General features: G+C 66.6%; 14 protein-coding genes. 7 read left to right on the top strand and 7 right to left on the bottom strand.

Annotated features, from left to right (window positions below):
* The first annotated feature begins 83 nt into the window (after window positions 1–83).
* Window positions 84–695 carry a TetR/AcrR family transcriptional regulator gene (locus N7573_RS05560; protein ID WP_049398557.1) on the top strand — a complete coding sequence of 204 codons (612 nt, stop codon included), beginning with the start codon at window positions 84–86 and terminating at the stop codon, window positions 693–695.
* Here N7573_RS05560 and N7573_RS05555 read toward each other — a convergent pair.
* Window positions 692–2638, bottom strand: a complete 1947-nt coding sequence (locus tag N7573_RS05555; protein ID WP_279912063.1) for an EAL domain-containing protein — start codon at window positions 2636–2638, stop codon at window positions 692–694. The genes N7573_RS05560 and N7573_RS05555 overlap by 4 nt on opposite strands.
* Before the next feature lie 63 nt (window positions 2639–2701).
* Window positions 2702–3604, bottom strand: a complete 903-nt coding sequence (locus tag N7573_RS05550) for a LysR substrate-binding domain-containing protein (protein ID WP_279912064.1) — start codon at window positions 3602–3604, stop codon at window positions 2702–2704.
* Window positions 3605–3769: 165 nt separating this feature from the next.
* Here N7573_RS05550 and N7573_RS05545 point away from each other — a divergent pair, with 165 nt between their 5' ends.
* Window positions 3770–5236: an MFS transporter gene (locus N7573_RS05545; RefSeq protein ID WP_279912065.1), complete on the top strand. Its 1467-nt coding sequence runs from the start codon at window positions 3770–3772 to the stop codon at window positions 5234–5236.
* Here N7573_RS05545 and N7573_RS05540 read toward each other — a convergent pair.
* The 3 genes from N7573_RS05540 to N7573_RS05530 are packed head-to-tail and all read right to left on the bottom strand — an operon-like array spanning window position 5230 to window position 7383.
* Complete coding sequence (locus tag N7573_RS05540; protein WP_071228927.1) at window positions 5230–5946, bottom strand: SDR family oxidoreductase; 717 nt, start codon at window positions 5944–5946, stop codon at window positions 5230–5232. The two genes, N7573_RS05545 and N7573_RS05540, sit on opposite strands and share 7 nt — an antisense overlap.
* Window positions 5947–5974: 28 nt before the next feature.
* A complete protein-coding gene (locus tag N7573_RS05535) occupies window positions 5975–6703 on the bottom strand; it encodes a GNAT family N-acetyltransferase (protein WP_279912066.1) in 729 nt (242 codons plus the stop codon).
* Window positions 6704–6717: 14 nt separating this feature from the next.
* Window positions 6718–7383: a metalloregulator ArsR/SmtB family transcription factor gene (locus N7573_RS05530; RefSeq protein WP_032129739.1), complete on the bottom strand. Its 666-nt coding sequence runs from the start codon at window positions 7381–7383 to the stop codon at window positions 6718–6720.
* 55 nt (window positions 7384–7438) lie between these two features.
* Here N7573_RS05530 and N7573_RS05525 point away from each other — a divergent pair, with 55 nt between their 5' ends.
* Together N7573_RS05525 and N7573_RS05520 are read left to right on the top strand one after the other, a co-directional pair.
* On the top strand, window positions 7439–7942 hold the full coding sequence (locus N7573_RS05525) for a DUF2938 domain-containing protein (protein WP_343238859.1): 504 nt from the start codon (window positions 7439–7441) through the stop codon (window positions 7940–7942).
* 41 nt (window positions 7943–7983) lie between these two features.
* Window positions 7984–8787 carry an APH(3')-II family aminoglycoside O-phosphotransferase gene (locus N7573_RS05520; RefSeq protein ID WP_262094839.1) on the top strand — a complete coding sequence of 268 codons (804 nt, stop codon included), beginning with the start codon at window positions 7984–7986 and terminating at the stop codon, window positions 8785–8787.
* Here the strand turns inward: N7573_RS05520 and N7573_RS05515 are convergent.
* Window positions 8760–9185 (bottom strand): DoxX family protein, encoded by a 426-nt coding sequence (locus N7573_RS05515; protein WP_262094838.1) that lies wholly within the window; start codon window positions 9183–9185, stop codon window positions 8760–8762. The genes N7573_RS05520 and N7573_RS05515 overlap by 28 nt on opposite strands.
* A 143-nt stretch (window positions 9186–9328) precedes the next feature.
* Here N7573_RS05515 and N7573_RS05510 point away from each other — a divergent pair, with 143 nt between their 5' ends.
* From N7573_RS05510 to N7573_RS05500, 3 genes are all read left to right on the top strand, one after another.
* Complete coding sequence (locus N7573_RS05510; protein ID WP_279912068.1) at window positions 9329–9919, top strand: TetR/AcrR family transcriptional regulator; 591 nt, start codon at window positions 9329–9331, stop codon at window positions 9917–9919.
* Window positions 9916–10950, top strand: coding sequence for a heparan-alpha-glucosaminide N-acetyltransferase domain-containing protein (locus N7573_RS05505; RefSeq protein ID WP_279912069.1), 1035 nt, complete (start codon window positions 9916–9918; stop codon window positions 10948–10950). Before N7573_RS05510 ends, N7573_RS05505 begins: the two co-directional genes overlap by 4 nt.
* Window positions 10951–11049: 99 nt before the next feature.
* Entirely contained in the window at window positions 11050–12054 is a 1005-nt protein-coding gene (locus tag N7573_RS05500; protein ID WP_279912070.1) for an aminoglycoside phosphotransferase family protein, read from the top strand.
* A 141-nt stretch (window positions 12055–12195) separates the two neighbouring features.
* Here N7573_RS05500 and N7573_RS05495 read toward each other — a convergent pair whose 3' ends face one another.
* Window positions 12196–13083: a DMT family transporter gene (locus tag N7573_RS05495; RefSeq protein WP_125892989.1), complete on the bottom strand. Its 888-nt coding sequence runs from the start codon at window positions 13081–13083 to the stop codon at window positions 12196–12198.
* Between the last annotated feature and the right edge of the window lie 23 nt (window positions 13084–13106).

Genomic DNA, 13106 nt, shown 5'->3' with positions numbered 1-13106 from the left:
CTGCACAGTGTAGTTTCGTGTTTTTCAAAAGTACACTGCTGGGTGTAAAATGGTGGCGTCCGTTCAGTTATCTGGTTCCTGCCATGTCCCGTGCCCCGCAACGCCTGACCGACCGCAAACGCGAAGCCATCGTGCGTGCAGCGGTGGAGGAGTTCCGCGCGTCGGGCTACGAGGCGACCAGCATGGACCGCATCGCCGAGGTGGCCGGGGTCTCCAAGCGCACCGTCTACAACCACTTCCCGAGCAAGGAAGCGTTGTTCTCGATGATCCTGGAGGAGCTGTGGGAGCGCAGCGTGGCCAGCGACGCACTGCCGTACCGCGCCGATCAGCCGCTGCAGGCCCAGCTGATGCAGCTGCTGGGGCAGAAGCTGGAACTGCTCAGCGATGCCAACTTCATCGACCTGGCACGGGTGGCAATGGCCGAGATCATCCATTCGCCGGAACGTGCGCAGGCCATCGTCTGCCGCATGGGCGAGAAGGAAAGCGGTGAGAGTGCGTGGATCCGCGCGGCAATCGCCGATGGCCGGCTGCGCCAGGTCGATCCGGAGTTCGCCGGCCACCAGCTGCACGGCCTGGTGAAGAGCTTTGCATTCTGGCCGCAGGTGACGATGGGGCAGGCGCCGTTGAACGAACAGGAGCGCGCACGCGTGGCCGAATCGGCGGTGGCGATGTTCCTGGGTTACTACGCGGTCTAGCTGGCGGCGAAGCGGCGGAACTCGTCGGCCGGCAGCGCGGCCGAGTACAGATAGCCCTGGCCGACATCCACACCCAGTGCGCGCAGTTGCTGTTCCTGCGCGAGGGTTTCGGTACCCTCGGCCACCACGATGGCGCCGCAGCGGTGCGCGACTTCGACGATGAAGCGAACGATCGACTGCGACTTGGCGTCGGACAGCGTGGCAATCAACGCCTGCTCGATCTTGACCTCGGCGATGGCCAGCTGCGAGAGCAGGATCAGGGTTGAATAGCCGGCACCGAAATCATCCAGTGACAGCGTGACCTCCGCCGCCAGCAGCTGTGCGATGTTGGCATCGACCACGTCGCGCTCGACGATCTCGGTCCATTCGACGATCTCCAGGCGCAGCATCACGCCGGGCACATCGTGCAGTGCCAGCAATTCCTGCAGGCGCAGGCCGAAGTCGGGCAGGCGCAGTGACTCGGCCGAAACGTTCACGGCGATCTTCAGCTGCGAGCCATCGCGTCGGCACTGCTGCAGGAAATGGATGGCCGACTGCAGCGTGGCCCATTCCAGTTCAGCCAACCGCCCCTGCCGGCGCAGCAGCGAGATCACCCGCATCGGCGCGATCAGCCGGCCCTCGCCGTCGCGCATGCGCAGCAGTGCTTCGGCGCCGACCAGCTGGCGATCCTGCAGACGATGCTTGGGCTGGTAGCACAGGGGGGCATCTCCCTGCTGCAGCCAGCGTTCGAGGGCGACTTCGATCAGGGCGTCGATCTCGCTGTCGCGCTGGATCGGGTCGTCGAAGAACACGACGCCGGATTCGATCGCACTCAGCGCCACGGTGATCGCGCGGAACGGAAGATGTCCTTCGTCGGCATCGGCGGGGGGCTTCAGTTCGACCACCGCACAGCGGAACAGCGGCCGGAAGCCGGGCCAATCGCGGCCGACCCGATCGGCCAGGTTGCTGGCCAGCTCAGTGATCTGCGGCTGCGTGCGCAGTTCGAACAAGGTCAGGTCGCGCACCAGGATCGCCAGCGCGGCATCGCCGAACTGGTAGATCTCCAGCTGCCCGGCTGGCAGCGAGGGCAGCAGCCGATGCACCTCGTCGGTGCTGTCGCGCTGCCACAGGCCGTTGTCCTGCAGCGGCCCGTAGCGCAGGCGCAGATCGCGCAGGTTGCCCATCTCGGCCACGATCAGGCAGGCCTTGCCGATGCCGTCGTTGTCGCGCCAGTAATGCTGCAGGCGTTCGCCAAGTGCACGCATGTTGGGCAGGCCACTGATCGGATCGATGCGCAGCCAGGCCTGTTCGCGCTGACGCTGTGCATCGATCTGCGCATCGTTGTAGACCAGCGCGAACACCGCGCCGAGCATCAGCAGCGATAGTGGCAGTGCCAGCAGCCGCTGGATTGCCAACTCCTCCACGGGCAGCTGATTGGCGCCGATGATTGCGACGCCCAGTGCCAGGCCCAACGCAGTGACGGCGATACGCACGCTCCAGGCCTGCAGGATCACGCGCAGCGAGAGCTCATTGAGCATGCGCGGGTGCAGGCGCCTGCGCAGCCAGACGCCGGCCAGCATCTGCAGCGTGGCCTCGAGGCCGGCCGGCAGGAAATACTGGGTGCCGGCAAACTGGTAGCGCGCCAGCAGGCTGGCGGCCAGGCAGGTCAGGCCGCCGTGCCAACCGCCCAGCAGGCCACTGACCAGCAGGATGTCGAAGCCGAGGTGCAGCTTGACCACACCCTGGGTGTAACGGGCCACGAACCAGGAATTGAACAGGTAGATCAGGCCCAGCGCCACGCCGACATACAGGCGACGGCCTTCAATGGCATGGCCGGCGCGGCGGGTGGCGATCAGCAGCACGCCGATCATGCCGATCACCGCCGTGGCCTGCAGCAGGTACAGCGGCAGGCTGGGCAGGGCGCTGTCCAGGACCTGGGCCGAGACCCGTGAAAGCGCATCCATAGCAGGTTCCCGCCTGTGACCGACGGCCAGTGACGAGCAGCGTAGTCGCAGCAGGGCGCAGGTTCAATTGCACTGGCTGGGTTCGGGCAGGAGGTGGTCGGCCATGAAATCGACAAACGCGCGTACACGCGGTTGCTGATGGCGATGGCTTGGCCAGAGGGCCCAGAAGGTGCTGCGCTCGGTGCTCCATGGGTCCAGGACGCTGACGAGTTCACCGCGGTCCAGCGCATCACGCGTGGCGAAGTCGGGCAGGCACGCAATGCCATGGCCATCAATGGCCATGTGCAGGATCGTCTCAAGATGATTGGCGGTCATTGCGGCAGTCAGCCGTGGCTCAGTGCCTCCCTCATGCGTGGGCAGCGGCCAACGTTCGATCAGGCCGGTGCCGGGAAAGCGATGGAGGAGGCACGCGTGGCCGCTCAGATCATCCGGGTGCTGTGGCGTGCCGCGCTTGGCGAAGTACGCAGGGGCGCCCACACAGAGCAGGCGGGCACTGCCGAGGCTGCGGCCGCGCAGCCTGGAGTCGGCGGGGTTGCCCGTGCGGACAACGGCGTCGAAGCCCTCCTCGATGACATCGACAAGACGGTCGCTGAAGTGCAGGTCGAGTTCGATGGCCGGGAAGCGGTGCGCAAAGGCCGATAGCACCGGCAGCATCAGTCCGCTGGCGAGTGGAAGACCGACCTTCAAGCGACCGCTGGGCGCGGCCTGGGCGTCGGTCAGCTCGCGCTCCGCTGCGGCGACCTCGATCATGATGCGACGGCAGCGTTCAAGGAACTGCTCGCCTTCGGCAGTCAGGCTGACGCTGCGGGTATTGCGATTCAGCAGGCGGGCGCCCAGGCGCTCTTCCAGCCGGGCGATGGTCTTGCTTGCCGCCGAAGGGGTGATGCCACGCTGTCGTGCTGCGGCCGCGAAGCTGCGTGCCTCGGCGACCAGAACGAAGAGGCTGAGACCGGCAAAGCTGTCCATGACATGGCCATTGATGACGTTCCTGTCATTAAAGCACGGACGCAACGATGGATTCTTAGGCGATAGCGTCGTCGCTAGCATCAATGCGGTGGCGCCTCGCCACGCTGGAGTTTCATCGACATGTCAGTTGCTTCTGCTGAGACGGCCGGATCATCACGCTTTGGAGTGGCGCTGGCGGGCTGCCTGACGGCGCTCACCATTCCGTTGAGCATTGCCAGCCCCGCCGTTGGCATTCCCGCCATCCGGGACGCGCTGGGCGGTTCGCCTGCGGCGTTGTCCTGGATCATCAACGCTTATCTGTTGACCTACGGCTGCACCACGCTGGTGGCCGGTGGGCTGGCCGATCTGCATGGCAGGCGCCGGATCTGGCTTCTGGGCGGCGCGTCGTTTGCGCTGGTCACCGGCCTGATCCCCTTGATGCCCGATGTGGCGTGGATCAATGCACTGCGACTGCTTCAGGGGATGGCGGCGTCGGCTGCGTTCGCCGGTGCGATGGCGTCGCTGGCGCAGGTGTTCGACGGCCAGGCGCGGGCCAGGGTGTTCAGCCTGATCGGCACCACCTTTGGTGCAGGAGCTGCAGGCGGTCCGCTGCTGGCAGGCGGATTGATCGATGCGCTGGGCTGGGAATGGGTGTTCTTCCTGCCTGCGTTGCTGGCCACCCTGACCGTACCGTTGGTCGCCCTGTCATCCGTCGAATCGAAGAGCACCGGTTCGCCACGCCTGGATTGGCTGGGCGCCGTCACCTTCATGCTGGCGCTTGGGTCTCTCACCTACGCCATGATCGTGCTGCCGGAACGCGGCCTGTTGCATCCGCAGACGCTGGTATCGCTGGCGCTCTCGATGGTGTTGCTGGCCGCGTTCATTGCCGTCGAGCGCTCCCATCGAACACCGCTGCTGGATCTCGGGCTGTTCCGCAACCGGCGCTTTGTCGGCGTGCAGATTCTCGCCGCCGCGCCTGCGTTCTCGTACGTCGTCCTTCTGGTGGTGCTGCCGGCGGGGTTCATCGGTGTTGAAGGACTGCGGCCCACCGAGGCTGGACTGGCGATGGCAGCACTGTCTGCACCCTTGCTGGTTGTGCCCCTGGTTGCCGGTTACCTGCTGCGCTGGATTCCGGCGCGGACGCTGTGCTGTGCGGGCCTGTTGATCGGCGCGCTTGGGCTGGCATGGCTGGCCCAGGTGTTCCAGCTACCTTCGGTGCGCTGGATGCCGATGCTGGTCATCGGGATCGGCATCGGTCTGCCTTGGGGGATCATGGATGGCCTGGCGGTCAGCGTGGTTGGCAAAGAGCAGGCAGGCATGGCCGCGGGCATCTTCAACGCAATGCGACTGGCAGGCGATTCCATTGCCCTCGCACTTGTCGGCATCATGCTTTCTGCCCGGATTGGCGGGAGCGTAGCGCTGGAAGCCGGCGTCGTGGCCCGTGCAGCTGTGCACCGGCTGTCCATGGGCGACCTTGGCGGAGCGGTGGAGGCATTGCCCGGCGTTTCGAGAACGGCGCTGGCCCAGGCATACATGGAGTCCGTCCGTGGCCAGCTGTTTGTCCTGGCGATGGCGACCGTGCTGACCGCCATCGTGCTTGGGTACCTGTTGCGCGAAGAGGTCGAGCCTGGCCTGCGCAGAGTCGGTCAGTAGCGCGGGTCGGCGATGGCCGGCAGCACCAGTTCGCGCACGAAGCCGGACGGTGACAGCTGCAGCAACGCGCGCACCATCGCAACGACGTCGTGCACCGGCACCAGCTCGCCGTCGCCGCGCGCTGCGGCCTCGGCCACCGGCACTGAAAGTGCATCGTCGGTGTTGAGGTAGCCCAGCTGCAGGCTGGTCACCGCCAGGCGGCGATCGCGGAAGCCCTCGCGCAGTGCATCGGCGATACCGTTGAGCGCGAACTTGGATGCGCCGAACGCCACTTCCGGGCGGCCGCTGCGTGGCAGTGCCGAGGTCGAGCCGGTCAGCACCAGCTGCGGGCGTGGCGCGCCCAGCACCCGCGGCAGAAGGCGCTGCAGCAGCACCAGGGTGGCGGTGATGTTGACGTCGACCAGTTGGGTGAGCGCGGCATCGGTTTCGTCGAGGAAGGCGTACTCGTCGCTGAAGGCGGTCTGTTCCCAGATGCCCAGGTTGTGGATCAGCACATCCAGATCGGCAGGTGCCTGTGCTGCGATGTGGTCGGCAGCCACGGTCGGCTGGGACAGATCGGCTTCGATCCACTGCAGGGTGACGCCCTCGGGGCATTCAATATCGCGCGGTCGGTTGCGTGAAACGCCGATGACGGTGTCGCCTGCACTGCACAGGCCTTCCACGAACGCCCGACCGAGGCCCCTGCTGGCGCCGATGACCATCAATTTCATGTTGCTTCCTTGTTGTACTGCGGCGGCCTCAGTCGACCGCCAGAACGGTGTCCCAATCGGCGAACGCACGCAGGCCGCTGCGTTCGGCGGTAATGATCGAGGCGGTGTTGTCGAGCTGGCAACGGTACTGCGGCTGCAGCCCGGCCGCCCGCGCGGACACGGCCATGGCGTGTACCAGCTGGCGCGCGTGCCCGCGACCGCGGGCTTCGGGCAGGGTCAGCACGCCCATGTCGGCCAGGGCCGGATCCAGGCTCCACGGGTACATGCTTCCCGCGGCAACCAGCCGCTCGCCATCGAAGGCGCCGAACACCTGCCAGTGGTCCAGCTCGACCCAGGCGGCATCCAGATCCTCCTCGCTCGCGCTGGCCTGGAACCCGTCGAACGCGGCTGCGTCGGCCGGGCCAAGACGGCGGATATGTGGCGGTGCAGGGCGCTCGGCCAGGGCCGCAAGTTCTGCGGCGGGGAAGTAGAAGACGCGATCCGCGCCATGCGTGCGCTGGCCGAGCTGCTGCAGGCGCAGTTGCAGCTGCGGGAGCGTCCAGTGCGGTTGCGCGTGCAGTTGCAGGCGAGCGGCCAGGGCCGGGCGCAGCAGTGCGCGCGCGGGGCCCGTGACCGGCTGCAGCAGCATGCCGTCCTCGCCCTCATCGAAATCATCGCTGCACGCCAACTGCAGCAGTGGATCATCCTGCAGCATGCGCTGCCCGGAGAACACGCTGCGCCAGGTCGCATCGATCAACGGGGCAAACACATCATCCATGACCGGTGTCTCGCTCAGTGCCGGGGCAGGTCCACCTGCAGGCCGGCGGCCTTCCATTCGGGGTAACCGGCGGCGAGCCGCTGCGCGGTCAGTCCGGCCTCGCGCAGCATCGCCACCGCATCGTTGGACAGCACGCAGTAGGGACCGCGGCAGTACGCGACAATGTGGACGGCACGCGGCAGTTCGTCCATCCGTGCACGCAGTTCCGTAACGGGAATGTTCAGCGCGCCGGGCAGGTGTCCCAGATCGAATTCCTCACGCGGCCGCACATCCAGCAGCACCACGCTGCTGCGTTGTTCCAGCAACTGCTCGACAGTCAGGCCTTCCAGAGCATCGCGGCGCTGCAGGCTGTCGTGGATCACGCCGTGCATCTCGCTGCGCTGGTGGTCGGCATAGTCGCGCAGCGCGGCCAGCAGGTTGCCCAGCGGACCCTCACCACTGCGGTAGAGGATGCGCTTGCCATCCCGTCGGGTCTGAACCAGGCCAGCACGGCGCAGCTGCTGCAGATGCTGGGAGGTATTGGCCACAGACAACCCGGTCAGTTCGGCCAGGCGTTCCACGGCGCGCTCGCCCTGGGCGATGTGCTCCAGCAGGGCCAGGCGATGGGCATGGCCGAGCGTGCGGGCGATCTCGGCCAAGGCTTCCAGCGGTGAGAGCGGTGGCTCTGTTGCAGCGTTCATGCGGCGCACGCTAGCATCGCTCTATCATTCAAGCAAATAATTGAATGTGTGCGATATGGCTGGCCTGGCGACATTCGTGATGGATTCGGTGGTAGTCGGCGTGGGAGCGACCGCAGTGATGGACCTGTGGGCGCTGGTGCAGCGGCGGCTGCTCGGCATTCCCTCGCTGGATTTCGCGATGGTGGGCCGCTGGCTGGGGCATCTGTCGCGCGGGCGCTTCCGCCACGATGGCATCGGCCGCTCGGCAGCGGTCAGTGGCGAGCGCGCGCTGGGTTGGACCGCGCATTACGTGATCGGTGTGGTCTTCGCCGCGTTGCTGCTGGCCGTAGTGGGGAACGGTTGGGTGCAGGCGCCGACACTGTGGCCGGCGCTGGCCTTCGGCATCCTCAGCGTCGCCGCACCGTTCCTCATCCTGCAGCCGGGCATGGGCGCGGGCATTGCCGCTTCAAAGACCCCGGCGCCGGGCAAGGCGCGCCTGCGCAGCCTGGTGGCGCACAGTGTGTTCGGCCTGGGCATGTACCTTTCCGCGTTGTTGTTGGCTGCGGTCCATGCAGGATGAGCGAGAATCCGTGGGGTCACCGGCAACAGGAACACCTCGGCATGGAAGCACCCGAATCCATCACTGATGACATGCCGCTGCCGTGGGCGTGGCAGGACGCATTGGCCGATGCGCGCATCGAGCGGCAATCGATCGGTGTGTCGCGTGCGGATGTTGCCCGCGTGCATCGGCCGGGCCAGGCCGATGCTTTCCTGAAGTCGGAAGTGATCGACGCCTTCAGTGAGCTGGGCGATGAGACCGCACGCCTGCGTTGGCTGCAGGCACAGGGACAACCGGTGCCAACGGTGATTGCCACTGCCGAAGAGGCGGGCCGGCGCTGGTTGCTGATGAGCGCGCTGCCTGGCCGCGACCTGGCCTCGTCGCCGGAGCTCGCGCCGCAGCAGCTGGTGGAGCTGCTGGCCGACGCGCTACGCGGGCTGCATGCGTTGCCGGTGGCAGCGTGTCCGTTCGACCAGCGACTGGCGTCGCGCGTGCAGGTTGCGCAGGCCCGCGTTGAAGCGGGCCTGGTGGATGCCGATGATTTCGATGACGAACGCCTGGGGCAGAGTCCGCAGCAGGTCTTCGCCGAACTGTGCAGCACCCGGCCCGACCATGAAGACCTGGTGGTCAGCCATGGCGATGCGTGCCTGCCGAATCTGATGGTGGTCGAGGGCCGCTTCAGTGGTTTCATCGACTGTGGCCGGCTGGGTGTGGCCGACCGCTACCAGGATCTGGCGCTGGCCGCGCGCAGCCTGGTCCACAACTTCGGCGACACGCGTTGGGTCGCGCCGTTGTTCCAACGCTACGGCGCGGTGGCCGACGAGCGCCGGCTGGCGTTCTACCGGTTGCTCGACGAGTTCTTCTGAGCCCGCGCATGGCTGGCGATGGCCGCGCAGATCAGGCCACCGACCACGCTCAGGTGTTCCAGCGCGAAGAACAGGGCCAGCTGCTGTTCGGCGCCGTGCTTGTTCCAGAAGGTATGCACGATGACGATGGTCAGCAGCATGAACACCGCCAGCGCGCCGCTGCCCAGCCAGAGCAGGCGATCGAGCAGCAGGCACACTGCGCCGCCCAGCAGCACCACGGCGCTGGCGATGTTGAACAGCACAGGCGGTTGCAATCCGGCGGCCTGCATTTCGGCCACGCTGTTGTCCCACGCCAGCAGCTTGGCCAGGCCCGAGGACAGGAATACCACGGCCAGCAACAGCCGCGCGAGGAGCCACAGCACGCGGCTGTCGAGCAGGGTGGTGATCATCCGTGGCATGCAGGAACTCCGGGTTGAGCGTGGGACAGGCCGCGCAGCATCGGGCCTCAACCGCAGTTGAGGTCAAGGCTGGCTGAACGGAGCCCGATGGTGGCCAGGTCGACGTATTTAAATTGGACGAACGTTCGTTCACCATTTGTGGCATGAACCGAATCGACCGCAATGAGCAGCGCGTGACCCTGATCCTGCAGGCGGCCCTGCGGTGCTTCCTCGCCAAGGGGTTCCACCAGACCAGCATGCGTGACATCGCACAGGCGGCCAGTGTCAGCCTGGGCAATCTCTACAACCACTTCCCGGGCAAGGAAGCGATCATCCTGGCGGTGGCGGTGGCCGAGAGCGAAGAACTGGCACCGTTGCTGCAGCGACTGGCCGCGTCCGATGGCGAACGCACACAGGTGATGGCCTTCCTGCAGGACTTCCATGCGCTGTGCCGGCAGCCGGAATGGGCAACACTTGCGGTGGAGGTGCTGGCCGAGAGCGCACGCAATCCGGCCGTGGCCGAGGCCTTCGCGGCCAATCGCAGGCAATTGCAGGCGACGCTGGCCGAAGCCCTGCAGCAGATGGCACAGCGCGAACGTCGGCGTCCCGTACTGGCGCCGGCACTGCAGGCGCAGGTGCTGCTGGATGCCATCGAAAGCGACGCACTGCGTCGGGGGCTGGGCGAAGCCGAGGGCACCGATGAAGCATCGCTGGATCTTGGCCTGCTCGCGCTGCTGCTCGGGGCGCGCGCATGAGCGCCGTGGACCGGCGGCTGCACGGCCTGGATCTGGCACGCTACCTGGCACTGGCCGGCATGGTGCTGGTGAATTTCCGTCTGGCGATGGCCGTGCCGGCAGAGGGTGAGGGTTGGCTGGCAGGGTTCTTCCATCTGCTGGAAGGCAAGGCTTCGGCGACGTTCGTCACCCTGGCCGGTCTTGGCCTGGTGCTGGCCACGCAGCGGCAGGCTTGGTGGCCGGCCAGCGTGCAGACCTGGAGGCGCGCGCTGTTCCTGATGGTGCTGGGCCTGCTCAACCTGACCCTGTTCCCGGCCGATATCCTGCACTACTACGCGGTGTATTTCGCGCTGGCCGTGGTGTGGCTGCGTGCCTCGCCGCGGGTGTTGCTGGCCAGCATCGTGGGCCTGGCGGCCTGTTCGTTCTGGGCGTTGCTGCATTGGGATTACAGCCAGGGATGGAACTGGCAGACGCTGGAATACACCGGTCTGTGGCAATGGCCGGGCGCGGCCCGCAACCTGCTGTTCAATGGCTTCCACCCGTTGATGCCGTGGCTGTGCTTCTTCCTGCTGGGCATGCTGCTGGCGCGCCTTCAGTTGTCGCAGCCTCGGGTGCAGCATGCATTGCTGGTGCTGGGCCTGTTGCTGATCGCGGCTGGACATGGCATGCAGCAGCTCGCACAGGGAACGCTCTGGCAGGCGTGGCTGGGAACGCAGCCGATGCCGCCGGGACCCGCCTACGTGCTTACTGGTGCGGGCGCGGCCTGCAGTGTCATCGCCGCCTGCCTGTGGCTGGCACGGGTACATCCGGGCGACTGGCTGGAGCCGTTCACCGCGGCCGGGCGCATGACCCTGACCCTGTACGTGGGTCACATCCTGCTGGGCATGGGCACGCTGGAAAGCCTGGGCCTGCTTGATGGCAGTGCCTCGCTCGCGTCGGTGCTGTTGTGGGCGCTGCTGTTCCTGATGCTGGCGACCGCTGCGGCGTGGCTGTGGTCATGGCAGTTCGCGCGCGGTCCACTGGAGGCGGTGATGCGCCGTATTGCAGGCTAGTTCTTTGGTCGTGCCGAGGCGATGTTGTGACGGACATGTCTGTGTCGTGGCGAGCGCATCTGCGATAGTGGCGGCAGGTAACACTTTCCGCTTGCATCCATGTCATTCGCTTCGGCGCAGCATCTCGGCGAAGTCCTGCAACAATCCTATGGCATCACCCCGACCGCCGTGGTGCCACGCCCGGTGGGCGCCGACGCCAATGCCAGCGTGTATCGCGTCGATGCGCGGCACGGGCAGTGGTGGTTGAAATGCCGCACCTACCAGGTCGACCCATCGGTGTGGGACAGCCTGCACTGGATGCGCGGCACGTTGGGTATCGATGAGATCGTCGCGCCGTGGCCGGCACTGACCGGTGGTGCGTCGGTGCAACGTTGGGGATTGCAGTTCACCCTGTTCCCTTATGTGGAAGGCCAGTCCGGGTTCGAGGCAGCGTTGAGCCGCACGCAGTGGAAACGGCTGGGTGAGGTGCTGCGGCGCCTGCACGGCGCGCAGCTGCCACCGGAACTGCAGCAGGCGTTGCCGATCGTGCGGCTTGAAACGGCGGCGCTGGAGACCGTTGGGCAATGGCTGGCCGGCGAGGGCCTGGCGGCCGCGAAGGACGGGCTGGGCCGCGCATTCGTTTCGGTATGGGACCAGCAGCACGCGCGCATCACAGCGCTGCATGCACAGGCACGGGAACTGCTCGCGGCCTTGCAGGACGTGCCGGTAGACCTGCATCTGTGCCACACCGATCTGCATGCCGGCAACCTGCTGATGGGCAATGACGGTGGGCTGCACCTGATTGATTGGGATGGCCTGTCGCTGGCACCGCGCGAGCGCGACCTGATGTTCATCGGTGCGGCGGTTGGCGGGCGCTGGGGGCGCGAGAATCCGCTGGGCTTCGAGGACGGCTACGGCAGCGACCGCGGCGACCCGCGCTGGATCGCCTGGTACCGGCACTGGCGCATCCTGCAGGACCTGATCGAGTTCCAGCAGGTGCTGCTGGGCAGCGATGGTGAGGAGCGCTCGCCGCAACTGCGCCGGCAGTCGCTGCATTACCTGGGCGAGCAGTTCGCGCCGGGCAATGTGTTCGATGCGGCGGAGCGGGTGTATCGCGCGTTGTAAATGCACGTCACCTGCCATGGGTGAACCGTCGCGCTTCGCGCGATGAGTCGAGCATGGCTCGACTCTACAGTTACGCTCGGCAGCTCTTTGTGTCGCCATCGTTGATCGGGCGGACAGGAATCATCCGCGCAGGGCGCGGATCTACTCGGCGGGCTTGGCTGCCGCCGAGGCCGCTGCGCTTGCGGCGCGGCGCGACAGCACGGCCTCGCGATGGGCGATGTAGGCGTTGGCGGCGAGGATGATGCCGGCACCGATGATCGTCCAGCGGTCCACCGTTTCGTTGAACAGCAGCCAGCCGAACAGCGTCACCAGTGGCAGTTGCAGGAAGCTGATCGGGGTCAGTGCCGAGACTTCACCCAGGCGCAGCGCACGCGTCCACAGCAGCTGGCCGATGGTGCCGAGCACGCCGGTGGCCAGCAGCCACAGCCACGCCACGCCGGTGGGCCAGACCCAGACGAACACTGCCGGGATCAGCGACAGCGGCACCCAGAACACGTACGTGTAAAGCACCACGGTGTCGGCGCTGTCGATGCGGGTCAGCTGCTTGATCTGGATCGCCACCAGCGAACTGAGCACGGCCGCACCCACCGCCACCAGGCTGCCAGCGGTGAAGCCCGCGGTACCGGGGCGCACGATCACCAGCACGCCGATGAAGCCGACAACCACCGCCGCCCAGCGACGCACGCGCACGGTCTCGCCCAGCCACAGCACGGCGGCAATGGTGACGAACAGAGGGGTGGAGTACGAAAGCGAGACCGCCTGCGCCAACGGCAGATGGCCCAATGCCCAGAAGGCGCACAGCATCGAACCCAGGCCGATCGCACTGCGCACGAAGTAGCGCGGCAGCTGCTGGGTTTTCAGCGGCGCGTGGCCTGGCCGCAGCAGCATCGGCAGCAACGCCAGCAGGCCGAAGGCATTGCGGAAGAACGCCACTTCCTGGGTGGGCACGTAGCGCGTGGCATAGCGGATCGCCACGGCCATCAGGCCGAATGCCATCGTGCTGCCGAGCATCAGCAGCGCCGCCCGCATCGGGGTGGCGCTGGGGGAGAGGG

It is taken from the genome of Stenotrophomonas sp. GD04054, assembly GCF_029836955.1.
Classification (GTDB): domain Bacteria; phylum Pseudomonadota; class Gammaproteobacteria; order Xanthomonadales; family Xanthomonadaceae; genus Stenotrophomonas; species Stenotrophomonas maltophilia_A.
Note: the sequence above shows the minus strand (reverse complement) of the source record. Positions and strands in the feature narration are given on the sequence as shown.

What these genes read in the sequence shown, in the direction of transcription:
- N7573_RS05560 (WP_049398557.1), top strand. Translation starts at nt 84, where the DNA reads ATGTCCCGTGCCCCGCAACGCCTGACCGACCGCAAACGCGAAGCCATC.
- N7573_RS05555 (WP_279912063.1), bottom strand. Translation starts at nt 2,638, where the DNA reads ATGGATGCGCTTTCACGGGTCTCGGCCCAGGTCCTGGACAGCGCCCTG.
- N7573_RS05550 (WP_279912064.1), bottom strand. Translation starts at nt 3,604, where the DNA reads ATGGACAGCTTTGCCGGTCTCAGCCTCTTCGTTCTGGTCGCCGAGGCA.
- N7573_RS05540 (WP_071228927.1), bottom strand. Translation starts at nt 5,946, where the DNA reads ATGAAATTGATGGTCATCGGCGCCAGCAGGGGCCTCGGTCGGGCGTTC.
- N7573_RS05535 (WP_279912066.1), bottom strand. Translation starts at nt 6,703, where the DNA reads ATGGATGATGTGTTTGCCCCGTTGATCGATGCGACCTGGCGCAGCGTG.
- N7573_RS05530 (WP_032129739.1), bottom strand. Translation starts at nt 7,383, where the DNA reads ATGAACGCTGCAACAGAGCCACCGCTCTCACCGCTGGAAGCCTTGGCC.
- N7573_RS05525 (WP_343238859.1), top strand. Translation starts at nt 7,439, where the DNA reads ATGGCTGGCCTGGCGACATTCGTGATGGATTCGGTGGTAGTCGGCGTG.
- N7573_RS05520 (WP_262094839.1), top strand. Translation starts at nt 7,984, where the DNA reads ATGGAAGCACCCGAATCCATCACTGATGACATGCCGCTGCCGTGGGCG.
- N7573_RS05515 (WP_262094838.1), bottom strand. Translation starts at nt 9,185, where the DNA reads ATGCCACGGATGATCACCACCCTGCTCGACAGCCGCGTGCTGTGGCTC.
- N7573_RS05510 (WP_279912068.1), top strand. Translation starts at nt 9,329, where the DNA reads ATGAACCGAATCGACCGCAATGAGCAGCGCGTGACCCTGATCCTGCAG.
- N7573_RS05505 (WP_279912069.1), top strand. Translation starts at nt 9,916, where the DNA reads ATGAGCGCCGTGGACCGGCGGCTGCACGGCCTGGATCTGGCACGCTAC.
- N7573_RS05500 (WP_279912070.1), top strand. Translation starts at nt 11,050, where the DNA reads ATGTCATTCGCTTCGGCGCAGCATCTCGGCGAAGTCCTGCAACAATCC.
- N7573_RS05495 (WP_125892989.1), bottom strand. Translation starts at nt 13,083, where the DNA reads ATGCGGGCGGCGCTGCTGATGCTCGGCAGCACGATGGCATTCGGCCTG.